Here is a 22,236-nt window from a genome sequence, read left to right on the forward strand (position 1 = left end):
TTGGAACCGTGGGAGGACTGAGCATGAGCACAGCAACAATCGGGCAGGCCTATAACTATAAAGTCGTCCGCCAATTTGTTATCGCCACTATCGTCTGGGGCGTGGTGGGCATGGCCATGGGCGTGTGGATCGCCTCGCAACTGGTGTGGCCGGAAATGAACCTGGACCTGCCCTGGACCACCTTTGGCCGTTTGCGGCCCTTACACACCAGCCTGGTGATCTTCGGTTTTGCCGGCAGCGCGCAGTTTGCCGCCAGCTACTACGCGGTACAGCGCACCTGCCAGGTGCGCTTGTTTTCCGACAAGCTGGCAGCCTTTACCTTCTGGGGCTGGCAGTCAGTGATCGTGATCATGCTGATCAGCTTGCCGCTGGGCTACACCACCACCAAGGAATACGCCGAGATCGAGTTCTCCGGCGCGGTGTGGATGGCTGTGGTTTGGGTGGCCTATGCCATTGTGTTTTTCACCACCGTGGTGCGACGCAAAACCCAACATATTTACGTGGGCAACTGGTTTTTCGGCGCCTTTATCCTGGTGATCGCCATGTTGCACGTGGTCAACCACTTGGCGATCCCGGTGGATTGGTTCAAGTCGTACCCGGTGTATTCCGGGGCCACCGATGCGATGGTGCAGTGGTGGTACGGACACAACGCCGTAGGGTTTTTCCTGACCACCGGTTTTTTGGGGATGATGTATTACTTCGTGCCGAAACAAGTCGGACGCCCGGTGTACTCCTATCGTCTTTCCATCGTGCACTTCTGGGCGTTGATCACCCTGTATATCTGGGCTGGCCCGCATCACCTGCACTACACCGCCCTGCCGGATTGGGCGCAGTCATTGGGCATGGCCATGTCGCTGATTCTGCTGGCACCGAGCTGGGGCGGGATGATCAACGGCATGATGACCTTGTCCGGCGCCTGGCATAAGTTGCGCACCGACCCGATCCTGCGGTTCCTGGTGCTGTCCCTGGCGTTCTACGGCATGTCGACGTTCGAAGGGCCGATGATGGCGATCAAGACCGTCAACGCCCTGTCCCACTACACCGACTGGACCATCGGCCACGTACACGCCGGGGCCCTGGGATGGGTGGCGATGATCACCTTTGGCTCGCTGTACCACATGATCCCCAAAGTGTTCGGGCGCGAGCAGATGCACAGTGTGCCGCTGATCAACCTGCACTTCTGGCTCGCGACTATCGGCACCGTGCTGTACATCGCGTCGATGTGGGTCAACGGCATCACCCAAGGCCTGATGTGGCGGGCGGTCAACGATGACGGCACCCTCACCTATTCCTTTGTCGAAGCCTTGCAGGCCAGCCATCCGGGGTTTGTGGTGCGGTTTGCCGGGGGCGTGTTCTTTCTTACGGGGATGGTGCTGATGGCCTACAACACTTGGCGCACGGTGCGAGTCGCGGACGTGAAAATGGCGCAGCGCGATGCGCGGATCGCCTGAGATGTGGGGCCTGCTGATGGTGGTGTGCCTGTACGGCGCGGTGGAGTATTGCCTGCGCGGCCAGTCGGACAAAAGCCTGGACGACGCCAGCCTGATGCCCTTTGCCGATGACCCGGAGGTGGCGCGGCGCGTGGAGCGGGCGACCGGCAAGCGGATCAACGCGGTGGCACCGGAGGAAGCCAAGCCGGGTTGGATCAACCTGGACATGTGAAACTGCACCGGTCATTTCGCGGCCAACTGCGTATGACTAATCCCCGGCCGATGGGTAAGGTGAAGCGACTTTCGTTGTCAGGAGCATCGCATGCGCACCATCGGCCTTATCGGCGGCATGAGCTGGGAGTCCAGCGCCGAGTATTACCGCATCATCAACCAGCGCGTGCGCGACCAGCTCGGCCCGCTGCGCTCGGCGCAACTGTTGATGTACAGCGTGGACTTCGGTCCGGTGGAACAGGCCCAGCACGCCGGCCGTTGGGATGACACCGCGCTGATCCTCGAAGACGCCGCGCGCCGTCTGCAAGCCGGTGGCGCCGAGTGTGTGGTGCTGTGTACCAACACCATGCATTTGGTAGCGCCGCGCATTGAAGCGGCGGTGTCGATTCCGTTCCTGCACATCGCCGATGCGGCAGGTGCAGCGGCAGTAGAGGCCGGCACGCTGACCGTCGGCCTGCTCGGCACCGCGTTTACCATGGAGCAGGACTTCCTCAAATCGCGCCTGGCGGCCCAGGGCCTGACCGTGCTGGTGCCCGAGGCGGACGAGCGCCAAGCCGTGCACCGGATTATCTATGAGGAGTTGTGCGTCGGCGTGATCAGCGATGCGTCACGCAAGGTCTACCAAGCGGTGATCGAGTCCCTGGCCGCACGCGGCGCCCAGGCGATCATCCTCGGTTGCACGGAAATCAGCCTGTTGATCAAGCCCGAGCACAGCGACCTGCCGCTGCTGGACACCACCGAGCTGCATGCGCAGGCTGCGGTGGCGTTTGCCCTGGGCTAAGCCGACTGGCGCAGGCGCGCCATGCTGAGGGTGTCGACAAACTGGCCGTCACGCAGCGCGTAGTCGCGCAACACGCCTTCGACCTCAAAGCCGAACTTGCGGTACAGCCTCTGTGCCGCTTCGTTGTCGGCGTACACCGTGAGTTCCACCCGGCGCAGGTTCATCCAGTTGTCGGCCACGTCCAGCGCGGCCGTCAGCAGGCGCGAGCCAACCCCTTTGCCCTGCCACGCCGTGGCCACGCCCATGCCGAATGAACCGACATGGGCCTGGCGTACCCGCAGGTACTGTTCCAGGCCAAGCTGGCCGATCACCTCTCCACCGTGCAAGGCCACCAGTTGCAGGCGCCGCTCGTTGTCCTGTACCAGTTTATTACGCCACGCCTCGACCGACTGGAAAGGCATTTGCAGCACCTGACGGCACACGGCCGGTTCGTTATAGAGCGCAGCGACGCCTTCAAGGTGGGCCTCAGTGAAGCGCTGGATCACGATATGGGGCTCAGGTGTATGCATTGTGTTTCATCCTTTGAAAGACAAGTGGCCTGCCAGTGTAGAGGCGCTGTGGGCCCGATGGCTAGGGTGCTGGCATGGTCGTCCACAACGCTGGCCAATCACCGTAGCCGACGCCGGTGCAGCGCGGCATTCTGTGGAACTCGCTGAGCTGGAAACGCTTGCCATCGAACACCCAGGAAGCACCGCCGCCGCAATCCCCGATCCCACGCTGCTTGTAGAAATAACTCAGGGTCCCGGACGCTTCGTCATACCCGACCGAGCCTTGCAGCGCGGCGTCTTCCAGGGGCAGCGGCTGCAGGTCCATTGGCGTTTGCTTGTAAGGCGCCTGGCGCTCACGGCTGCTCACATCGAACTCGCAGTTATAGGCCGCACAGTCATAACGCGTCACCGTCATGGCCTGTTGCGCTGTCAGCGCGCCAACTTTTGCCTCGGGCTCGCCTTCCTCAGGCTTTACGGCCTGCAAGGCAGCAGCCACCAGACCCGTCTGCTCCTGGGCAGTCAGCGGCGGCGCCACTGCAAACTTGCGCAGCACCGGCACCGGCACGCGTGGCGCAACCTCACTGGCGGCGCCCTTTCCGGGCCGTGCCAGGGCCGTCACGTTGTCCACACGGCCCTGCACGGCATCCATCAACAGCAACGAAGCACTCAGGCCGCTGAGCGATACGTGGGCCGCCTCGTCGCCCGGTAACTGCAAACGCTGGCCATTGCGCAAGCGTTGCAACCAACGCCGCGCGGCCGCGTCCTCGATCACCCCGAAGGACTGCACCTCGGGGTCGCCGCCCTGGTCATCCAGCTCGACGTGCAAGTCCTGCGTCAGTTCCAGGCCCAGCGGCTTGCCATCCAGCAGCAAATCAGACAGGTCCACCTCCTCGCCTCGATGGTCAAAACGCAAACGCAGATACCCTTGAGGACCGGCCTGGTGCCAGAGGTGCAGGGTCAGCGAGCTGTAATCCTCTTCATTGACGCCGCTGGGCGCGCTGAGGGCGTGGCAATTACGCAGGTTGTCGCAACCGATGACCCATTGCTTGATCTCCCGCAGCAGCGGGACCGATTCGGTAGGAGGTTGAGCGAAGGCTGGGGCGGTGGCGCCTGCCAGAGACAGAGCCAGGAGTGCGGGGCGCAGCATAGGGACTCTCCGTGTCGAAAAAGGCGCGGATTGTCCCATGCCTGGGGTTTTACGTCAGCGCCGTGTTGCCACGCGCCACACCCGCGCAATATCCGCCGCCCGCTCCTGCAATAAACGCGGTGCCTCGTTGCATGCCTGTTCCAGGCTCATCGGGCCGCAAGGCAAGGCGAAGGCGGCGTCCACGCCGTGGGCGTACATCTGTTCGTAGCCATCGCCCAAGGTGCCGGCAATCACGATCACCGGTACGTTGTGTTGTTGGGCAATGCGTGCCACGCCAAACGGGGTTTTTCCGCGCAAGGTCTGGGCGTCGAAGCGGCCTTCGCCGGTGATCACCAGGTCGGCGCCACGTACGGCTTCGGCCAGGCCGACCAGCTCGGCCACCACCTCGACACCCGCGCGGAACTGCGCGCCCAGGAAGGCCTTGGCGGCGAAACCCAGGCCACCTGCAGCGCCGCTGCCAGGTTCGTCGCGTACATCGTTGGGCAGGACCTTGGCGCAGTGGTCGGCGAAGTGGCCGAGTGCAGCGTCCAGTTGTTGGACTTGCTCGGGGCTCGCGCCTTTTTGCGGGCCAAAAATCGCTGAGGCGCCGTGGGGGCCGCACAGCGGGTTGTTCACGTCGGCGGCGATTTCAAAGCGCACCTGGGCCAGGCGTGGGTCGAGGTTTTCAAGGTTGATCTGCGCCAGGCGGGCCAACGCCAGGCCACCGGGTGGCAGTGCTTGGTGTTCGGCATCGAACAGTTGCACGCCGAGCGCCTGCATCGCCCCTGCGCCGCCATCGTTGGTAGCACTGCCGCCAATCGCCAGGATGATGCGCCGGGCGCCCGCATCCAGGGCGGCGCGGATCAGTTCGCCGGTGCCATAGGTGGTGGTTTTGCACGCGTCGCGCTGGCCGGCCGGAACCAGTTGCAAGCCGCTGGCTTCAGCCATTTCGATGATTGCGGTGTGGCTGTCGGCCAACCAGCCCCAATGCGCTTCAACTGCGACACCCAGCGGGCCGCGTACGCTGTGGTGACGCAATTCGCCATTACAGGCGGCCAGCACCGAATCCACCGTACCTTCACCGCCATCCGCCATCGGGCACTGGATCAATTGCGCATCCGGCCAGACCTGGGCCAACCCGGCAGCAATGGCCTGGGCGACGCCTTCGGCACTCAGGCTATCCTTGAACGAGTCGGGGGCGATGATGATTTTCATGGGCTTTCTCCGGTTTTTATAACGCCCATGCTGCCAGTTGCCACGGCCGATGACGCCGGTCCGATGCACAAGTACCGCGGCGCTTTGTTGTTCATTCCGACAAAGGCTGGGGCAGCAGCTGTACGCCCAGGTAGAGCGCGAGCATGCCGTCCAGGGTCAAGGGGTCGACGCCACTGAGTTCGGCAATCCGTTCCATGCGGTAACGCAGGCTGTTGCGGTGAATACCCAGGGCATCGGCACAGGCCTGGCTTTGCCCGTCGTGTTCACACCAACTGCGCAATGTGGCTTGCAGCTGACCATTGCTGTCCTTGGCCAGCACTTTGCGCAAAGGGTTGAGCAGTTCGTCGAGCGCATCGTCATTGCGATGGCGCCAGAGCATCACGGGCAAGCGATAGCGATTGAGGGTCAACAGCCGCGACTGCGGCAGTACATCACGGCCATAGGCGAGCAGATCACCCACGCGTCGATAGCAACGGCGCAGCCCGGCCAGACCATCCGCTTGCCCGCCCACGGCGACACGCAGGATGTTCCAACCGAGACCTTCGAGTTTTTCCAGCAAACGCGGGTTGTCGACCGGCACTGCCGCTGGCCGGCACCACAGCAATGAGTATTGCGCCGAGCTGACACACCAGCTGTCCGGATAACGCGAGGTCAGCCAGGCACTCAGGGCTTCCGCCGATTGCCCTGCGCCCAGTTCAAACAGGTACGGCGTGCGTGCCAGTTGCGGCTTGAGCCCCAGTTGCTGCGCTTCGTCCACCAGGCGCGGCGAATCGCCAGCTTCCGCCAACAGCAAGGCCAGCAGATCATCACAACGCTGGCGCCGCCATTGTTGCTCGGCCTGCTGGTGGCGATGGCTGACCAGCATCTCGGCGGTCATGCGTACCAGTTCGGCGTACGTACGCAGGCCTTCGGGTTCGCCAGTGATGCCAAGCACGCCGATCAGGCGCCCGTCGTGCAGCAACGGCAGGTTGATGCCCGGTTGCACCCCCTTGAGGTGCTTGGCGGTCTGGCCGTCGATTTCCACTACGCGACCATTGGCCAGCACCAGTTGTGCGCCTTCATGGCGGGTGTTGATGCGCTCGGGCTCGCCGCTGCCGAGGATCAGGCCCTGGCTGTCCATGACGTTGACGTTGTAGGGCAGGATCGCCATGGTCCGATCGACGATATCCTGCGCCAGGTCATGATCCAGCTCGAACATGGGGCTAAATTCCTTGAAAGCGATGGGTTGTTCATAGGCACAGCGCAAAGCCGGGTTCGCTGTGCGCAAGCACAAAGACAGCAACCTGCCAGGTGGCTGAGACTCAGTGGGCGATCAACGTTACCCTCGCATCGCGAAAAATCATAATAAAGAGAGACTGCCATGTCACAGAGCGCCACGACCCCACTGGCCACCGATGACGATAAAAACGCCATCTACAAGCGCATTACCCTGCGCCTGATCCCCTTCATTTTCATCTGCTATCTGTTCAATTACCTCGACCGGGTAAACGTTGGCTTTGCCAAGTTGCAGATGCTCGATGCGTTGAAATTCAGCGAAACCGTATACGGCCTCGGTGCCGGGATCTTCTTCATCGGCTACGTGCTGTGTGGCGTACCGAGCAACCTGGCGCTGACCAAGTTCGGTCCACGGCGCTGGATTGCGTTGATGATGATCGTCTGGGGCACGCTGTCCACCTGCCTGCTGTTCGTCACCACGCCGACACACTTCTACACTTTGCGCCTGTTCACCGGTGCCGCCGAGGCGGGCTTCTTCCCCGGCGTGGTGCTGTACCTCTCGCAGTGGTTCCCGACCTTCCGCCGTGGGCGGATCATGGCGCTGTTCATGTCGGCGATCCCGGTTTCCGGGTTGCTCGGCAGCCCGTTCTCCGGCTGGATCCTCAACCACTTCGCCGCTGGCCAAGGCGGCCTCGCGGGCTGGCAGTGGATGTTCCTGCTGCAAGGTATTCCGACCGTCGTGCTGGGCGCCCTCGCCTACTTCCTGCTCAGCGACAGCTTTGCCAACGCCAAGTGGCTCAAGCCCCACGAACGCGCAGTACTGGAAGCCGATCAGGCGACCGACCTGGCGAACAAGCCGAAGACCACCACCGATTCCCTCGCGGAGGTGTTCAAGAACCCTGCCATCTGGGCGTTCGGCCTGATCTACTTCTGCATCCAGAGCGGCGTGTACGCCATCAACTTCTGGCTGCCGTCGATCATCAAGAACCTGGGGTTCAGCGATAACCTGGTGATCGGCTGGCTGAGTGCGATCCCTTACCTGCTGGCGGCAGTCTTCATGTTGCTGGTGGGCCGCTCCGCCGACTTGCGCAAGGAGCGTCGCTGGCACTTGGTGGTACCAATGCTGATGGGCGCTGTCGGCCTGGTGATCGCAGTGAACTTCGCGACCACACCGGCCATTGCGATCCTCGGCCTGACCATCGCCACCATGGGCGCCCTCACCGGCCTGCCGATGTTCTGGCCGGTGCCGACCGCCATGCTCAGTGCCGGCGCGGCGGCAGGTGGCCTGGCGTTGATCAACTCCATGGGCCAGATGGCCGGCTTCCTCAGCCCGTACATCGTCGGCTTCGTGAAGGATGCCACCGGGTCCACGGACGTGGCGTTGTACCTGCTGGCGGCGGTGATCGTGGCCGGTAGTGTGTTGGCGCTGCGAATGACGCGCACCCTGAAGGCTTAAAACGCTCCAGCCATCAGAGCAGACCGCCGCCGTCGATATCAATGACGGTGGCGGTCATAAAGCCATTTTCCATGACCAGTACATACCCCGCCGCAACCTCCTCCGCCTGCCCCACTCGCCCCACCGGCAGCGCACCGCCGGCCTTGGCAAACATCGCCAAGCGCTGATCGTCTGCAAGCCCGGCATAGGCCGGCGTATCAATCACCCCCGGACTGATCGCATTGACCCGGCGTGGCGCCAGTTCCTTGGCCAATTGCTTGACCAGCGCTTCGGTCGCAGCGTTGATACCGGTCTTGATGAATTGCCCCGCCACGGATTTACGCCCCAATTGCCCGGAGGTCAGGCTGATACTGCCGTGCTCGCTCAAAAATGGCAGTGCCAACTGGATGGCCCGCAGTGAGCCCCACAGTTTTACGTTGAAGTTTTCCTGGGCTTCGCTCAGGTCGGTTTCGATCAAGGTCTTGGCGCGCACGCTTGGCCCTGAGGTGTAGACCAAGTGATCAAAGCGCCCCACCGTTTCGAACAGACGTTGCAGGGAGGCCGCATCAGTGACGTCAACCGGCTCGCTGCGCAAGCCGTTTTCGACGCCGGACACCAAGCGCCGCCCGGCCAACACCACCTGCGCACCCCGCGCGGCAGCAGCCTTAGCCACGGCGGCACCGATGCCGCTGCTGCCGCCGATCACGATGACGGTTTTGCCATTGAGGGAAGAAGTCATGGAAGAGATTCCTGATTGAGAAAGTGAGTGTTTATCTTCCCAGCTTGGCAATCCGCGAAAAATCCCGGTAAAACGACAAGATCTTTAAAGGATTTTTACAAATGAGCTCGATCCTCGATCTTGAAGTCTTCGTGCGCACCGCCGATACCGGTAGCTTGTCCGCCGCCGCCCGTGGCCTGGGCTTGACGCCGGCGGCAGCGAGCATCGCCCTCAAGCGCCTGGAAACCCGCCTGGGTATTCGCTTGCTGGCACGCTCCACGCGCAGCATGCGCCTGACCGAGGAAGGCCGGCGTTACCTCGACAGCGTGCGCGTGGCACTGGCGGCGTTGTCCGAAGGCGAACAAGCGCTCAAACAGCAAAGCCAGGGCTTGAGTGGGTTGCTGCAACTGGCCGCGCCATCGGATTTCGGGCGCAATGTGGTGCTGGGCTGGCTGGACGAGTTCAAGGCGGAGCACCCGAATATCCGCCTGCAGTTGATGCTGAACGACAGCAATGCCGACCTGTTCCGCGAAACCGTGGACATCGCCCTGCGCTTTGGCGTGCCCCAGGACTCCAGCCTGGTTGCTTTGCCGATTGCCCCAGATCACCACCGCGTCGCCTGCGCCAGCCCCGCTTACCTGGCACGCCACGGCACACCGCGCGAGCCCATGGAATTGTCCGCGCACAGTACGCTGCGGTACATGCGCCAGGGCCAGGTGAGCAAGACGTGGCGGTTTCGCCAGGTTGATCAGCTACAGGAGGTGGAAGTCTCAGGTGATTTCCTCAGCAACGACGGAGAAATCGTCCGCCGTTGGGCGCTTGGCGGGCATGGTATCGCCTACAAGGCCAGGCTCGACGTGATCGGCGATATCGCGGCCGGTCGACTGGTGCCGCTGTTTGAGGATTGGCAAGGCGAGCCTGCCCCGTTCAACCTGATGTGCCCTCACCGCCTGCAGGTGTCGGAACGGGTGAAGGTGCTGCATCGATTTCTACAGGCACGTTGCCAGGCGTTGCTGGGTTCATGAAGAAACGCGCGCGGGGCTTGTCCCAGAGCGGCTGAGTCTGGTATTGCAGGGGTACATTTCCCGCCTTGAGGAGTTATCCATGATTTACCGCACATTGGGCCAGTCCGGGTTGAAGGTCAGCGCCTTGACCCTGGGCACCATGATGTTTGGCGAACAGACCAACACCGAGGACTCGCTGCGCATCATCGACAAGGCCTGGGACCAGGGCATCAATTTTATCGACACGGCGGACGTCTACACCGGTGGGCGTTCCGAGGAAATCGTCGGCGAAGCCATTGTGCGCAATCGCCAGGATTGGGTGGTGGCATCCAAGGTCGGCATCGGCCCGGCGGACGGCTTGCCCAACCGCAGCGGCTTGAGCCGCAAGCGTATTTTCAATGCGCTGGAAGCCAGCCTGACACGCCTCGATACCGACTACCTGGACATTTACTACCTGCACCGCGAAGACCACAACACGCCGCTGGAAGTGACGGTGTCGGCGATTGGCGACCTGATCCGCCAGGGCAAGATCCGTTATTGGGGCCTGTCCAATTATCGTGGCTGGCGCATTGCCGAGGTGATTCGTGTGGCGGAGCGCCTGGGCGTCGACAAGCCGGTGATCAGCCAACCGCTTTACAACATCGTCAACCGCCAGGCCGAGGTGGAGCAGATTACCGCGGCAGCCGCCTACGGCCTCGGCGTGGTGCCTTACAGCCCACTGGCCCGCGGCGTGCTCAGCGGTAAATACGCCCCGGACGTTACCCCCGAGGCCGGCAGCCGCGCGGCGCGCCAGGACAAACGCATCCTGGAAACCGAATGGCGTGTGGAGTCGCTGCGCATCGCCCAGCAGATCCAGCAGTACACCCAAGGACGTGGCGTAGGGATTGTTGAGTTTGCGATTGCCTGGGTATTGAACAACTCGGCGGTCAGTTCGGCGATTGTCGGGCCGCGTACCGAGGCGCAATGGGACGCTTACATCGGCGCGCTGGAGGTGAAGATCAGCGCAGAAGATGAGGCGTTTATCGATTCGCTGGTGACGCCAGGGCATTCGTCCACGCCGGGGTTCAATGATGTCGGGCATTTTGTATCGGGGCGTGTGGCGCACCTTTAAGCCTGAAAAACTGGTGTGGCGAGGGAGCTTGCTCCCGCTGGGTCGCGAAGCGGCCCCGGCTTTTTTGAAAGACTGGGGCTGCTACGCAGTCCAGCGGGAGCAAGCTCCCTCGCCACAAGGTTTGATCTGAACCGGTACTCCGCGATAAGCCCTCTGAAAAACGCCCCAAAACAGCGCAACCTTCTCCCGCCAAAAAGCTCCATAATCCCCTCCTGAAATTCCCCTTCTTTTGTATCAATGGTTTTTCGCGAGGACAGTGTGTCTAAAGGTGTTGTTTTATCGGTCTTGGCCTCGGTGCTGTTTGCCGTGATGTATTACTTCACGTCATTGCTCACGCCCTTGAGCGGCCTTGAGATTTTCGGCTGGCGCATGTTGCTGACCGTGCCGTGCATGACGATCTTCATGATCGTCAGCGGCGAATGGCGGCGCGTGTGGGAGTTGGTACAGCTGTTGGCGGCCAAGCCGCGTTTGATTGCGGGTGTGTTGTTGTCTTCCGCGTTGTTGGGTGTGCAATTGTGGCTGTTCATGTGGGCGCCGCTGAATGGGCGCAGTCTGGATGTGTCGGTGGGTTACTTCTTGTTGCCGCTGACCATGGTGCTGACCGGGCGCCTGGCGTGGGGTGAACAGCTGTCCTACCTGCAACGGATCGCCGTGTTTTTTGCCGCCCTCGGTGTACTCAACGAGTTGTACCAGGCCGGTGGATTCTCCTGGGCAACGCTGGTGGTGATCATTGGTTATCCGGTTTACTTCATCGTGCGCAAATACCTCAAGACCGACCATCTGGGCGGGCTCTGGCTGGATATGGCGCTGATGCTGCCGGTGGCCTGGTGGTTTGTGCAGAGTGGCGAGCAAGGCTTTGCGGTCATGGATGCCCACCCAAAACTGTACGCACTGATCCCGATGCTGGGGCTGATCAGTGCCTCGGCGCTGGTGAGCTACATCATCGCCAGCCGCTTGCTGGCGTTCAGCCTGTTCGGGTTGCTCAGCTACGTTGAGCCGGTCCTGCTGTTAGGCGTGGCGCTGATCTTGGGTGAAGGGATCAAGGGTGGCGAATGGTTCACCTACATCCCGATCTGGCTGGCGGTGATGGTGCTGGTGTTTGAAGGCTTCAAACACTTGGTGCGCCAACGCAAAGCCTGATGCGCAGGCAATAAAAAGCCCGGCCGGGGTCGCCCTCGGCCGGGCTTTTCTACGCTTAGTCGGCGGTCAATACACCACGACGCACTTGGTCGCGTTCGATGGACTCGAACAGCGCCTTGAAGTTGCCCTCGCCAAACCCATCATCGCCCTTGCGCTGGATGAATTCGAAGAACACCGGGCCCATCAGGGTTTCCGAGAAAATCTGCAGCAGCAGGCGCTTGTCGCCTTCAACTGAAGAACCGTCCAGCAGGATACCGCGTGCCTGTAATTGATCCACCGGCTCGCCGTGGTTCGGCAGGCGGCCTTCGAGCATTTCGTAATAGGTGTCCGGCGGTGCGGTCATGAAGCGCATGCCGATCTTCTTCAACGCGTCCCAGGTCTTGACCAGGTCGTCGGTGAGGAACGCCACGTGCTGGATGCCTTCGCCGTTGAACTGCATCAAAAACTCTTCGATCTGCCCCGCGCCCTTGGACGACTCTTCGTTGAGCGGGATGCGGATCATGCCGTCCGGCGCACTCATGGCCTTGGAGGTCAGGCCGGTGTATTCGCCCTTGATGTCGAAGTAGCGCGCTTCACGGAAGTTGAACAGTTTTTCGTAGAAGTTGGCCCAGTAGGCCATGCGACCGCGATAAACGTTGTGGGTCAGATGGTCGATGACCTTGAGGTTTGCACCGACCGGGTTGCGCTCCACGCCTTCGAGGTATACGAAGTCGATGTCATAGATCGAGCTGCCTTCGCCAAAACGGTCGATCAGGTACAGCGGCGCACCACCGATGCCCTTGATCGCCGGCAGGTTCAATTCCATCGGGCCGGTTTCGATATGGATCGGTTGGGCACCCAGTTCCAGGGCGCGGTTGTAGGCTTTTTGCGAGTCCTTGACGCGGAACGCCATGCCGCACACCGATGGGCCATGTTCGGCCGCAAAGTAGGAGGCGATGCTGTTGGGCTCGTTGTTGAGGATCAGGTTGATCTCGCCCTGGCGGTACAGGTGCACGTTCTTGGAGCGGTGGGTCGCGACTTTGGTAAAGCCCATGATCTCGAAGATCGGCTCCAGGGTGCCCGGCGTCGGCGACGCGAATTCGATGAATTCAAAGCCCATCAGGCCCATTGGGTTTTCGTATAGATCTGCCATGGTGGCACCTCATCATTCTTGTAATAGACACAGTATTAGTGGCGAGCAAGGATGAGGTTGCAGGGTGGCGCACAGGAAAGGCCTCGCACGCTGCGGGCGAGGAAGTCACCAAAGATGAGGGGGGAGCCGAGTAGCTTCATGGGGTCATCAGTCTCTGACGGCTTAGGCTTGCGTGAGCGCAAGTCCATATTCTTGTATGCGTAAATCGATTCTACACAGCGTAACCACGTTTGTCCGTACTCTTATCAAATCCCCATTGCCCTCGCGCGTGCAAGGGGTTTGTTGCACAGGTAGATGCCCAGCAGGATCAGCGCACCGCCGGTCAGCATGGAAAGGGTCAACTGTTCGTCCAGCAACAAGGCGCCACAGATCACCGCTGTCAGCGGATTCAGCGCGATGAAGACGCCGGAGCGCGTCGCGCCGATACGCCGGATGCCATCGTAGTAGCCGATATAGGCCAGCGCCGAACCCAGCACGCCGAGGTATATCAGGCTCAGCCCTTGCGCGAGATGCACGCGGCCCATCGCCTCCAGCGTAAAGCGCCCCATGACCAGTGTGGTGACGGTCAGCATGAGCGTGCCCAGCAGTATCGACCACGTAACCGTCTGCAGCGGCCCCAGGCTCTGATTCAAACCACGGGAAAACAGTGAGTAGATGCCCCACCCCGCGACACACCCGAATATCAGCACATCCCCACGCCAAGTGCTGGTTGCGTCGTTAAATACCTGGGGGTTGCGACTGACGATGACCACGGCGGCCCCCGCCAGACACAGCACGATCCCTGCGATTTTGCCGACACCGAGGCGCTCCTTGAACAACCACCAGGACGCCAGGCCGATCACCGCCGGGTTCAGCGCCACGATCAATGAAGCGCGCGACGCGTTGATGAACTGCAACCCGTAGAAGAAACACAGGTTGTAGAAAAAGATGCCGAAGAAACCCAGCATCGCCAGTTGCAGTAGCTGCCGAGGGTTTGGCCGGACCAACCGGATGCGTGCCAAGCCCAGGAAGGCCAGCAACGCCAGGCTGGCCAGCGCAAACCGCAGGCTGGCCGCCAGCAAAGGGTCGAGCGTCCCGCTCAGGTAGCGACCGGCCACAAAGGTGCCGCCCCAGATCATGGTGACGGCGGCCAGCTTCATATAAGTGATGCGATCTGAACTTGAATGCACGGGACAGGGCTCTGATGGCTTGAGAATGCCTGCATTCTTCTGGTAATACGGTGTCATCGTAAAATGAGTGATTGCTCATGACCCTGACTCAACTCGAAATCTTCTCACTCGTTGCCGAGCTGCAAGGCTTTACCAGCGCCGCGCACCGCCTCGGCATCAGCCAATCAGCGGTTTCCCACGCGATCAAAGGCCTGGAACAGGAACTGGGGGTGGCGCTGTTCAGGCGCCATCAGGCCCAGGTTGAACTCAGCGACATCGGCACACAGTTGCTGGGGCGTGCACGGGCGATGCTGGGGCTGGCCAACACGCTGCAACAGGAAGCGGCGGATGCGCGCGGCATGAAATGCGGGACACTGCGAATCGGCTCCTTTGGCCCCACCTCCTCGACCTACCTGCTGCCAAAGATCCTCAACCGGTTCCGCCTGGAGTATCCGGGCATTGAAGTCCACGTGGACGAAGGACCCGACAGGCAGGTCATCCAATGGCTCGACGAACGTAGGATCGATGTTGGTTTCGTGGTGCTCGACCAGGAACGCTTCGACACTTTCCCACTGTTCGAGGACCAGATGGTCGCACTGCTGCCGGCCGAGCATAAGCTGGCTGCCCGTGAACACGTGAGCCTCAAGGATTTGTGCAGCGATCCTTTCGCGCTGACCGAGGCCGGCTCTACTGAATTGGTGATGCGCCTGTTCAACCAGGCGCGGCTGACCCCGAAGGTACGTTATCGCTGTTCGCAATTGCTGAGCACCCTGGAGACCGTCAGCCGGGGTGATGCGGTCAGCGTGGTGGCACAGGCCTCATTGCCGGCTGGACGCGATCCTCGGTATGTACAGCGCGCATTATCTCCCCGTGTGCTGCGCCAAGTTGGCCTCGCCGTGCTCGATCGACGCCAGTCTTCCCCTGCTGCACTCGCCTTTATTCGCATTGCCCAAGGCCTGGAGCTATAGCGGCGCATACTGGCCAAATGGCTAGGCTCGCGAGCTTATTTCAGTCGAGCCATCTATCATCGACTCAATCTGATCCCTGTAACAGGCCGTTCACCCCATGCCCCTGACCGTCAACGGCCCGCGAAAACGCGCCACTCGCTACTTGATCACCTCGCTGAGTGCGCTGCTGCCGATTGCGCTTGGGGTCGTGATCCTGCACTGGCAAGCCGAACGTACCTTGCAGCAAAGCACGGCCCAGACCGCCCAGGAGGCGGTGCGCCAATTCGACCTGATGCTCGACAACACCGCACTTGCCGCCAAGGCCTTGCTGCCACTGGCGGGGCAACCCTGTGATAACGGCGCACAACTGGCCCTGCGCGAACAAGTCACACGTCGCCCGTTTGTGCGTGCGACCACCCTGTCCTGGCAAAAAAACATCTATTGCAGCTCGTTGTTTGGCAGCAACTACGAATCGCCGGTCAACCCGGATGATTACGTAGATGGCCGCTTATGGCTGATGAACGGCAACCCGGTGACACCCGATACCGCGCTGCTGGTCTACCGGTTGGTTGAGGGCGACAAGGCGGCTTTTGCGTCGATTGATGGCTACCACCTGACCAACGCCCTGCGCCTGATCAGCCGATACGCCCACCTGGTGCTGCAAGTGGGCCCCAATTGGCTCGGGGCTGATGGCAACGTGCATGACACTGCGGTGCCAGCGTTCGCAGTGGCCCACCATCACTTGGCGTCCGCACGCTATCACTACAGCGTCGACGCAGGCATGCCGGCCGGTGAAGTGTGGCGCTACATGCAGGCCCGATACCCGGCAATGTTCAGCCTGATCGTGTTTTTTGGCGTGCTGGCAGGCCTTTTGGCGCACTGGCTGCAAAAGCGCTCATCGGCGCCGACTCACGAATTGCAGCGGGCATTGGGCGCCAATGAATTCATTCCGTATTTCCAACCGGTGGTCCGAGGCGATACTCGCGAGTGGGCGGGATGTGAAGTGCTGATGCGCTGGCAACACCCTAAAGAAGGCCTGGTACGCCCTGACCTGTTTATCCCCCTGGCCGAGCATTCGGGCCTGATCGTACCGATGACCCGCGCCCTGCTGCGCCAGACCGCCGCGCAACTGGCGCCCCATGCGTCGCGCTTCAGTCCGGGGTTTCATATCGGCGTGAATATCACCGCACGCCATTGCCAGGATTTGGCCTTGGTGGATGACTGCCGTGAGTTTCTGGCCGCCTTTCCCGTGGGCCAGGTGACGTTGGTGCTGGAGTTGACCGAGCGCGAGCTGATCGTGCCCACTGACATTACCCGCCAGCTGTTCGACGCCCTGCATCAACTGGGGGTAATGATCGCTATTGATGACTTCGGCACCGGCCACTCCAGCCTGGGCTATTTGCGTAACTTCAATGTCGACTACTTGAAGATCGACCAGAGTTTTGTCGCCATGATCGGTGCAGATGCACTCTCGCGGCATATTCTCGACAGCATCATTGAACTGTCCGGCAAACTCGATTTGGGCATTGTTGCAGAAGGTGTGGAAACGCCTGAACAGTCCGATTACCTGGCCGCTCAAGGCGTGGATTTCCTGCAGGGTTACCTGTTTGGAAAGCCTTTGCCGTGCGATGAATTTATTAAATCACTGGCCAGCCATTGAATAGCCATGCACTACCTGCTCTGAAATAATGTTATTTAGACAAAAGACATGATTTACTCGTAGCAAATTAACTACTACAATTTTTCCAGCCTGTGCAGAACTCGCGGGACGGCTTCTTTCTTGAGTCGCCTTAAAGCGCTTGGCTTATAGCTTTGTCTGCAGTTGATATCAGCCAAACACACTATTGGAGTACCTATTTTGTCCAGACTCGCCGAATTTCGCGCAGCCGAAAAAGCCCTTCAAGAGCAGCTTGCCCAGCTGGAATCCCTGAAAAACGACGCCGGCCTGAAGAAAGAAATCGAATTCGAAGAAAAGCTCCAGGGCCTGATGAAGACCTACGGCAAAGGCCTGCGCGACATCATTTCCATCCTTGATCCAAACCCGGGCAAGTCCAGTGCTACTGCCGTCAGCGCACCAAAACAGCGCCGCGCACGTGTGGTCAAGGTTTACCAGAACCCGCACACTGGTGAGCTGATCGAAACCAAAGGTGGCAACCACCGCGGCCTCAAGGCCTGGAAAGAACAGTACGGTGCAGCCACTGTAGATTCCTGGCTTCGCGGCTGATTGCACGGCACTAACAAAGAGCCCCGCTTATGCGGGGCTTTTTTAATTCTGCGGTTCGAAAGCGAACTTAAATAACGTTTCATTATGTTCACAATCGACAGGCATTACACACTTAAAGTTTCAGGCTATCGCGCACCGAACTGACCTCATCCTTGCTTGCTTCGTACGCCTCGGCCTGCCCTGCGTATGAAAAAACATAGGCCTTATCGGCATCAACCGCGCCCACCAATGTTTGCGAAAGCACGTGACGCCCATTTTCGGTTATCACACAAGTAGTTTCCAACGCCTCAAGACGGCTCAATGTTGTAGGGTGCATCTTGCTGCACACACTTTGATAACCGCCCTGGGCAAAATCTTTCTGGATGGACTTGCGCATCTCCAGCAATACACCTTGAAGATTAACCTTATGCCCCGCTTCAATCGGTGTACCGGTCAACTCCATTACCATCAAGGTCGTGCCATTTTCATCATTCTTGATTGCACGCTGGCGCGACACCGCCTGGGGTTTAACAGGTGCTTCATCATCCGGTACCACCTCTTCAACCTGCCAGCCACTGGGCCAGTGAATTTCGGGGTCCGCCGCCAGTACGCAGGAACTGCCGACCAACAAACACACAGCGCTCAACAGCGGTTTACGAAATGCGATCATTGCGAAAAATACCCAAGGTTCAAGCGTCAAAGTTTGAGCCCCGGCGCCCCTGTGTCGCAAGGCCTGCATGGTCTTTTTCATTTGGCGCCTGGGGCGAGCCTTGCGTATCATGGACCGGCTGCACGGATGCCAGCCGCAAGCCAAGGAACCGCTCACATTTCAGAGCTGCGTTTGCCCCATTTTTTCTGGAGGGCCCATGAGCCTGCACGAACTGAACACTTTCCCGGGCGTTACCGCCCAACCGGACACCGCCACCACGAACTTCGTGTTCAACCACACCATGCTGCGGGTCAAGGACATCACCAAGTCGCTGGACTTCTACACCCGCGTCCTGGGTTTTTCCCTGGTTGAAAAGCGCGACTTCCCGGAAGCCGAATTCAGCCTGTACTTCCTGGCCCTGGTGGACAAATCCCAGATCCCGGCCGATGCCGCCGAGCGCACCCAGTGGATGAAGTCGATCCCAGGCATCCTGGAGCTGACCCACAACCACGGCACCGAAAACGATGCCGACTTTGCCTACCACAACGGTAATACCGACCCACGCGGTTTTGGCCATATTTGCATCTCGGTGCCGGATATCGTCGCTGCCTGCGAACGTTTCGAAGCCCTGGGCTGCGACTTCCAGAAGCGCCTGAGCGATGGCCGCATGAAGAGCCTGGCCTTCATCAAGGACCCGGACGCTTACTGGGTCGAGATTATCCAGCCTGCACCGCTGTAACGAAAAAACCCCATGATCACTCATGGGGTTTTTCATTTCCGTCTGCGGATTTACGCCGGGGCGGAAGTCCGGATCAAGTGATCGAAAGCACTCAGCGAAGCCTTGGCGCCCTCGCCCACTGCAATCACGATCTGCTTGTACGGCACCGTCGTCACGTCGCCGGCGGCGAATACGCCTGGCAGTGAAGTCTCACCCCGCGCATCGACGATAATCTCGCCGCGTGGCGTCAGTTCCACGGTGCCTTTGAGCCAATCGGTGTTGGGCAGCAAACCGATCTGTACAAAGATCCCTTCCAGCTCGATGGTCTTGAACTCGCCGCTGTCGCGATCCTTATACGCCAGGCCGGTGACTTTCTGGCCATCGCCTTTCACTTCGCTAGTCAACGCACTGGTGATCACGTCAACGTTCGGCAGGCTGTAGAGCTTGCGTTGCAGCACGGCGTCGGCGCGCAATTTGCTGTCGAACTCAAGCAAGGTCACGTGGCTGACGATACCGGCCAGGTCGATGGCCGCCTCAACGCCGGAGTTACCACCGCCGATCACCGCCACACGCTTGCCCTTGAACAGCGGACCGTCGCAGTGTGGGCAGAAGCACACGCCTTTAGCCTTGTATTCCTGCTCGCCCGGCACACCCATTTCGCGCCAGCGGGCGCCGGTGGCCAGGATCACGGTCTTGGACTTCAGGGTCGCACCGCTTTCAAAACGAATTTCGTGCAAGTCGCCGGCGTTTTTCGCAGGCACCAGGCTGCTGGCGCGCTGCAGGTTCATGATGTCCACGTCGTATTGACGCACGTGGGCTTCCAGTGCGCTGGCCAGTTTCGGCCCTTCGGTCTCTTGTACCGAGATGAAGTTCTCGATGGACATGGTGTCCAGCACTTGGCCGCCAAAACGCTCGGCAGCAACGCCGGTACGGATGCCTTTACGTGCAGCGTAGATCGCGGCCGCAGAACCGGCTGGGCCGCCGCCGACGACAAGTACATCAAAGGCGTCTTTGGCGCTGATTTTCTCGGCGGCTTTTTCAATGCCACTGGTGTCGAGCTTGGCAAGAATCTCTTCCAGGCCCATACGGCCCTGACCGAAGTTCACACCGTTCAAGTAAACACTCGGTACCGCCATGATCTGGCGCTCGTCGACTTCAGCCTGGAACAGCGCGCCGTCGATGGCGACGTGGCGGATGTTCGGGTTGAGCACGGCCATCAGGTTCAGCGCCTGGACCACGTCCGGGCAGTTCTGGCAGGACAGCGAGAAGTAAGTCTCGAAGCTGAACTCACCTTTGAGGGCGCGGATCTGTTCAACGACTTCGACACTGGCCTTCGACGGGTGGCCACCGACTTGCAGCAGGGCCAGCACCAACGAAGTGAATTCATGGCCCATCGGGATGCCAGCGAAACGCAGGCTGATCTCGGCACCTGGGCGGTTGATGGAGAACGACGGCTTGCGCGCATCATCACCATCGGTTTTCAGGGTAATCAGCGTCGTGAGGCTGACCACATCCTGCAAAAGGGCAAGCATTTCCTGGGATTTCGCACCGTCGTCGAGGGAGGCGACGATCTCGATCGGCTGGGTGACCCGTTCCAGGTATGACTTCAACTGAGCTTTAAGATTGGCGTCCAACATACGGGCGATTTCCTATAAATTTCGGTTTATTGCAGACAAAAAAACGCCCGAGCGAATCTCGCCCGGGCGTTTTTGGGGGCGGATGCAGCTTACTTCAGTGCGGAATACCGCCCTTGAGACTTCACAGACTTAGATCTTGCCGACCAGGTCCAGGGATGGAGCCAGGGTGGCTTCGCCTTCTTTCCACTTGGCTGGGCATACTTCGCCTGGGTGGGCAGCAACGTATTGAGCGGCCTTGATTTTGCGCAGCAGCTCGGAAGCGTCACGGCCAACACCGCCGTCGTTCAGCTCAACGATCTTGATCTGACCTTCTGGGTTGATCACGAAAGTACCGCGATCTGCCAGGCCAGCTTCTTCGATCAGTACGTCGAAGTTGCGGGAGATGGTCAGGGTTGGGTCGCCGATCATGGTGTACTGGATCTTGCCGATGGCTGGCGAAGTGTTGTGCCAGGCAGCGTGGGCGAAGTGGGTGTCGGTGGAAACGCTGTAGATCTCGACGCCCAGCTTCTGGAATTCGGCGTAGTTGTCAGCCAGGTCTTCCAGCTCGGTTGGGCAAACGAAGGTGAAGTCGGCTGGGTAGAAGAACACAACGGACCACTTGCCTTTCAGGTCGGCGTCGGACACATCGACGAAGTTGCCGTTTTTGTAGGCGGTAGCTTTGAACGGTTTTACTTGGCTGTTGATGATAGGCATCGTTGACTCTCCGTCAGGTTTGTAGAAGGGCTTAGTAAGTTGATGAGGTGAATCCTACCCACTCTCTCGACCGATGGCTCATTGGCAAACCTGATGCTGACGATTGGTTTTCCCTATCAGGTGACTGTATTAATAGAAGAAATCTCAAAGCAGCGGTTGCGTCGCCAGGGTCATGCCAAGAAAGGGCGTCGCTTCAACATAGCGCATGGCGGATTTCATGTCGCTCCAGCCGACGTAACTCATCAATGACTTCAAATCCCAGCCACTGCGGTGAGCCCACGTGGCAAACCCACGGCGCAGCGAGTGACTGGTGTAGTGCTCGGCGGGGATGCCGGCGCGCCTCAGCGCCTGGCGCAGCAACGGGATCACACTGTTGGGGTGCAACCCCTCCTCCCCCAGGTTGCCCCAACGATCAATGCCGCGAAACACCGGGCCACGCACCAATGCCGAGGCGCTGAGCCATTCGCTGTAGGCCTGCACCGGGCACAGGCGCAGCAACGCCGGGGTGTGATAGGTCTTGCCGAGGTTGTCACGGTCGCTTTTGCTGCGCGGCAGATACAGGCTGATCCCGGCACCGGGCGTCGCCTGCACATGCTCAATCTCGAGCCGACACAGTTCATCGCTGCGAAAGCCGCGCCAGAAGCCCAGCAGGATCAGTGCAGTGTCGCGCTTGGCGCGCAGTAGCCGAGGCAAGTCGTGGGCCGCCTCTTTCGCCTCGCTTTCAAGGGAGGCCACCACCTGTTCAAGGTGTTTGAGCTGCAACGGCTCGGCTTGCTTCTCCCGCACCGGATGCACGGCGCGAATGCCCTTGAGCACTTTGCGCACCACCGGCGCCTTGGTCGGGTCGGGAAAGCCTTGGCTCGTATGCCACTGCGCCAGTGCCGAAAGCCGTAGCTTCAGCGTGTTGACCGCCAAGACGCCGGCATGTGCCACCAGATAACGCGCCACGCTGTCGCTGGTCGCGGGCAGGAACCCTCCCCAGCTCACTTCGAAATGCTCGATGGCCGCACGGTAACTGCGTCGCGTGTTATCGCGGGTGGCGGCGTTGAGGTAACGATCCAAATCGCTCATTAAAGGCCTATTCGTACTGCTGGCGGTGGCTTTCGCGGGCCCAACCCGCATGACACGGGATAATACGCCAATATCCCATCTGTTAAATCATGAATTCAAACGATATTTTATTCATGATATAGTATGTATATACATAATACGTAC

22 protein-coding genes are annotated in these 22,236 nt (G+C 60.2%); 11 read left to right on the forward strand and 11 right to left on the reverse strand.

The genetic code is table 11. From position 1 onward, the window contains the following. Positions 1-23 precede the first annotated feature (23 nt). From ccoN to H096_RS30465, 3 genes are all read left to right on the forward strand, one after another. Positions 24-1,451, forward strand: coding sequence for a cytochrome-c oxidase, cbb3-type subunit I (gene ccoN, locus H096_RS30455; RefSeq protein WP_033902915.1), 1,428 nt, complete (start codon positions 24-26; stop codon positions 1,449-1,451). Between the two features lies 1 nt (position 1,452). Next, positions 1,453-1,662, forward strand: a complete 210-nt coding sequence (locus tag H096_RS30460) for a cbb3-type cytochrome c oxidase subunit 3 (RefSeq protein WP_033902916.1) — start codon at positions 1,453-1,455, stop codon at positions 1,660-1,662. Between the two features lie 90 nt (positions 1,663-1,752). Continuing rightward, positions 1,753-2,442, forward strand: a complete 690-nt coding sequence (locus H096_RS30465; RefSeq protein ID WP_033902917.1) for an aspartate/glutamate racemase family protein — start codon at positions 1,753-1,755, stop codon at positions 2,440-2,442. Here the strand turns inward: H096_RS30465 and H096_RS30470 are convergent. The 4 genes from H096_RS30470 to H096_RS30485 form a co-directional block, all read right to left on the reverse strand. Then, a complete protein-coding gene (locus H096_RS30470) occupies positions 2,439-2,951 on the reverse strand; it encodes a GNAT family N-acetyltransferase (protein ID WP_033902918.1) in 513 nt (170 codons plus the stop codon). The two genes, H096_RS30465 and H096_RS30470, sit on opposite strands and share 4 nt — an antisense overlap. 61 nt (positions 2,952-3,012) lie before the next feature. Next, positions 3,013-4,077: a DUF1176 domain-containing protein gene (locus H096_RS30475; protein ID WP_033902919.1), complete on the reverse strand. Its 1,065-nt coding sequence runs from the start codon at positions 4,075-4,077 to the stop codon at positions 3,013-3,015. A gap of 54 nt (positions 4,078-4,131) precedes the next feature. Further along, complete coding sequence (locus tag H096_RS30480; protein ID WP_033902920.1) at positions 4,132-5,271, reverse strand: glycerate kinase; 1,140 nt, start codon at positions 5,269-5,271, stop codon at positions 4,132-4,134. Positions 5,272-5,362: 91 nt separating this feature from the next. After that, the gene (locus tag H096_RS30485; RefSeq protein ID WP_033902921.1) at positions 5,363-6,469 is read right to left on the reverse strand and encodes a sugar diacid recognition domain-containing protein; all 1,107 of its coding nucleotides are present in this window, start codon (positions 6,467-6,469) and stop codon (positions 5,363-5,365) included. Positions 6,470-6,631: 162 nt separating this feature from the next. Between H096_RS30485 and H096_RS30490 the strand changes: the two genes are divergently transcribed. Continuing rightward, entirely contained in the window at positions 6,632-7,942 is a 1,311-nt protein-coding gene (locus H096_RS30490) for an MFS transporter (protein ID WP_016974773.1), read from the forward strand. A gap of 13 nt (positions 7,943-7,955) precedes the next feature. On the opposite strand, the gene H096_RS30495 is transcribed toward H096_RS30490, so the two are convergent. After that, entirely contained in the window at positions 7,956-8,660 is a 705-nt protein-coding gene (locus H096_RS30495) for an SDR family oxidoreductase (protein WP_033902922.1), read from the reverse strand. A 101-nt stretch (positions 8,661-8,761) separates the two neighbouring features. Between H096_RS30495 and H096_RS30500 the strand changes: the two genes are divergently transcribed. From H096_RS30500 to rarD, 3 genes are all read left to right on the forward strand, one after another. Next, positions 8,762-9,664 (forward strand): LysR family transcriptional regulator, encoded by a 903-nt coding sequence (locus H096_RS30500; RefSeq protein WP_033902923.1) that lies wholly within the window; start codon positions 8,762-8,764, stop codon positions 9,662-9,664. A gap of 79 nt (positions 9,665-9,743) precedes the next feature. Beyond that, positions 9,744-10,754 (forward strand): aldo/keto reductase, encoded by a 1,011-nt coding sequence (locus tag H096_RS30505; RefSeq protein WP_033902924.1) that lies wholly within the window; start codon positions 9,744-9,746, stop codon positions 10,752-10,754. A gap of 258 nt (positions 10,755-11,012) precedes the next feature. Next, positions 11,013-11,894, forward strand: a complete 882-nt coding sequence (gene rarD, locus H096_RS30510) for an EamA family transporter RarD (protein ID WP_033903036.1) — start codon at positions 11,013-11,015, stop codon at positions 11,892-11,894. Positions 11,895-11,949: 55 nt separating this feature from the next. Here the strand turns inward: rarD and hppD are convergent, their stop codons facing one another. Next, on the reverse strand, positions 11,950-13,026 hold the full coding sequence (gene hppD, locus H096_RS30515; RefSeq protein WP_033902925.1) for a 4-hydroxyphenylpyruvate dioxygenase: 1,077 nt from the start codon (positions 13,024-13,026) through the stop codon (positions 11,950-11,952). 245 nt (positions 13,027-13,271) lie between these two features. Beyond that, positions 13,272-14,195 carry an EamA family transporter gene (locus H096_RS30520; protein ID WP_156487822.1) on the reverse strand — a complete coding sequence of 308 codons (924 nt, stop codon included), beginning with the start codon at positions 14,193-14,195 and terminating at the stop codon, positions 13,272-13,274. Between the two features lie 77 nt (positions 14,196-14,272). Here H096_RS30520 and H096_RS30525 point away from each other — a divergent pair, with 77 nt between their 5' ends. The 3 genes from H096_RS30525 to H096_RS30535 all read left to right on the forward strand — a co-directional run bounded on the left by H096_RS30525 (position 14,273) and on the right by H096_RS30535 (position 17,345). After that, positions 14,273-15,142 carry a LysR family transcriptional regulator gene (locus H096_RS30525; protein ID WP_033902928.1) on the forward strand — a complete coding sequence of 290 codons (870 nt, stop codon included), beginning with the start codon at positions 14,273-14,275 and terminating at the stop codon, positions 15,140-15,142. Between the two features lie 97 nt (positions 15,143-15,239). Then, entirely contained in the window at positions 15,240-16,781 is a 1,542-nt protein-coding gene (locus tag H096_RS30530) for an EAL domain-containing protein (protein WP_033902929.1), read from the forward strand. Positions 16,782-16,979: 198 nt separating this feature from the next. Then, entirely contained in the window at positions 16,980-17,345 is a 366-nt protein-coding gene (locus H096_RS30535) for a histone-like nucleoid-structuring protein, MvaT/MvaU family (protein ID WP_033902930.1), read from the forward strand. Positions 17,346-17,457: 112 nt separating this feature from the next. On the opposite strand, the gene H096_RS30540 is transcribed toward H096_RS30535, so the two are convergent. Then, the gene (locus H096_RS30540; protein WP_033903037.1) at positions 17,458-17,994 is read right to left on the reverse strand and encodes a DUF4946 domain-containing protein; all 537 of its coding nucleotides are present in this window, start codon (positions 17,992-17,994) and stop codon (positions 17,458-17,460) included. Positions 17,995-18,190: 196 nt separating this feature from the next. Between H096_RS30540 and gloA the strand changes: the two genes are divergently transcribed. Continuing rightward, positions 18,191-18,712: a lactoylglutathione lyase gene (gloA, locus tag H096_RS30545; RefSeq protein WP_016974784.1), complete on the forward strand. Its 522-nt coding sequence runs from the start codon at positions 18,191-18,193 to the stop codon at positions 18,710-18,712. 50 nt (positions 18,713-18,762) lie between these two features. On the opposite strand, the gene ahpF is transcribed toward gloA, so the two are convergent. From ahpF to H096_RS30560, 3 genes are all read right to left on the reverse strand, one after another. Beyond that, complete coding sequence (gene ahpF, locus H096_RS30550) at positions 18,763-20,328, reverse strand: alkyl hydroperoxide reductase subunit F (RefSeq protein ID WP_033902931.1); 1,566 nt, start codon at positions 20,326-20,328, stop codon at positions 18,763-18,765. Positions 20,329-20,457: 129 nt separating this feature from the next. Next, positions 20,458-21,021 carry an alkyl hydroperoxide reductase subunit C gene (gene ahpC, locus H096_RS30555; RefSeq protein ID WP_010210361.1) on the reverse strand — a complete coding sequence of 188 codons (564 nt, stop codon included), beginning with the start codon at positions 21,019-21,021 and terminating at the stop codon, positions 20,458-20,460. A 144-nt stretch (positions 21,022-21,165) separates the two neighbouring features. Beyond that, positions 21,166-22,092 (reverse strand): site-specific integrase, encoded by a 927-nt coding sequence (locus H096_RS30560; RefSeq protein ID WP_033902932.1) that lies wholly within the window; start codon positions 22,090-22,092, stop codon positions 21,166-21,168. Positions 22,093-22,236: the final 144 nt, after the last annotated feature.

Source organism: Pseudomonas sp. FH1, from assembly GCF_000510895.2.
GTDB lineage: Bacteria > Pseudomonadota > Gammaproteobacteria > Pseudomonadales > Pseudomonadaceae > Aquipseudomonas > Aquipseudomonas azotoformans_A.

Excerpts from the sequence above, each read along its gene's own strand:
- H096_RS30495 (WP_033902922.1), bottom strand. The coding sequence starts at position 8,660 with ATGACTTCTTCCCTCAATGGCAAAACCGTCATCGTGATCGGCGGCAGC.
- H096_RS30485 (WP_033902921.1), bottom strand. The coding sequence starts at position 6,469 with ATGTTCGAGCTGGATCATGACCTGGCGCAGGATATCGTCGATCGGACC.
- H096_RS30540 (WP_033903037.1), bottom strand. The coding sequence starts at position 17,994 with ATGATCGCATTTCGTAAACCGCTGTTGAGCGCTGTGTGTTTGTTGGTC.
- ahpF (WP_033902931.1), bottom strand. The coding sequence starts at position 20,328 with ATGTTGGACGCCAATCTTAAAGCTCAGTTGAAGTCATACCTGGAACGG.
- H096_RS30530 (WP_033902929.1), top strand. The coding sequence starts at position 15,240 with ATGCCCCTGACCGTCAACGGCCCGCGAAAACGCGCCACTCGCTACTTG.
- hppD (WP_033902925.1), bottom strand. The coding sequence starts at position 13,026 with ATGGCAGATCTATACGAAAACCCAATGGGCCTGATGGGCTTTGAATTC.
- gloA (WP_016974784.1), top strand. The coding sequence starts at position 18,191 with ATGAGCCTGCACGAACTGAACACTTTCCCGGGCGTTACCGCCCAACCG.
- H096_RS30465 (WP_033902917.1), top strand. The coding sequence starts at position 1,753 with ATGCGCACCATCGGCCTTATCGGCGGCATGAGCTGGGAGTCCAGCGCC.
- H096_RS30525 (WP_033902928.1), top strand. The coding sequence starts at position 14,273 with ATGACCCTGACTCAACTCGAAATCTTCTCACTCGTTGCCGAGCTGCAA.
- H096_RS30560 (WP_033902932.1), bottom strand. The coding sequence starts at position 22,092 with ATGAGCGATTTGGATCGTTACCTCAACGCCGCCACCCGCGATAACACG.
- H096_RS30480 (WP_033902920.1), bottom strand. The coding sequence starts at position 5,271 with ATGAAAATCATCATCGCCCCCGACTCGTTCAAGGATAGCCTGAGTGCC.
- H096_RS30460 (WP_033902916.1), top strand. The coding sequence starts at position 1,453 with ATGTGGGGCCTGCTGATGGTGGTGTGCCTGTACGGCGCGGTGGAGTAT.
- H096_RS30490 (WP_016974773.1), top strand. The coding sequence starts at position 6,632 with ATGTCACAGAGCGCCACGACCCCACTGGCCACCGATGACGATAAAAAC.
- H096_RS30470 (WP_033902918.1), bottom strand. The coding sequence starts at position 2,951 with ATGCATACACCTGAGCCCCATATCGTGATCCAGCGCTTCACTGAGGCC.
- H096_RS30500 (WP_033902923.1), top strand. The coding sequence starts at position 8,762 with ATGAGCTCGATCCTCGATCTTGAAGTCTTCGTGCGCACCGCCGATACC.
- ahpC (WP_010210361.1), bottom strand. The coding sequence starts at position 21,021 with ATGCCTATCATCAACAGCCAAGTAAAACCGTTCAAAGCTACCGCCTAC.
- H096_RS30505 (WP_033902924.1), top strand. The coding sequence starts at position 9,744 with ATGATTTACCGCACATTGGGCCAGTCCGGGTTGAAGGTCAGCGCCTTG.
- H096_RS30475 (WP_033902919.1), bottom strand. The coding sequence starts at position 4,077 with ATGCTGCGCCCCGCACTCCTGGCTCTGTCTCTGGCAGGCGCCACCGCC.
- ccoN (WP_033902915.1), top strand. The coding sequence starts at position 24 with ATGAGCACAGCAACAATCGGGCAGGCCTATAACTATAAAGTCGTCCGC.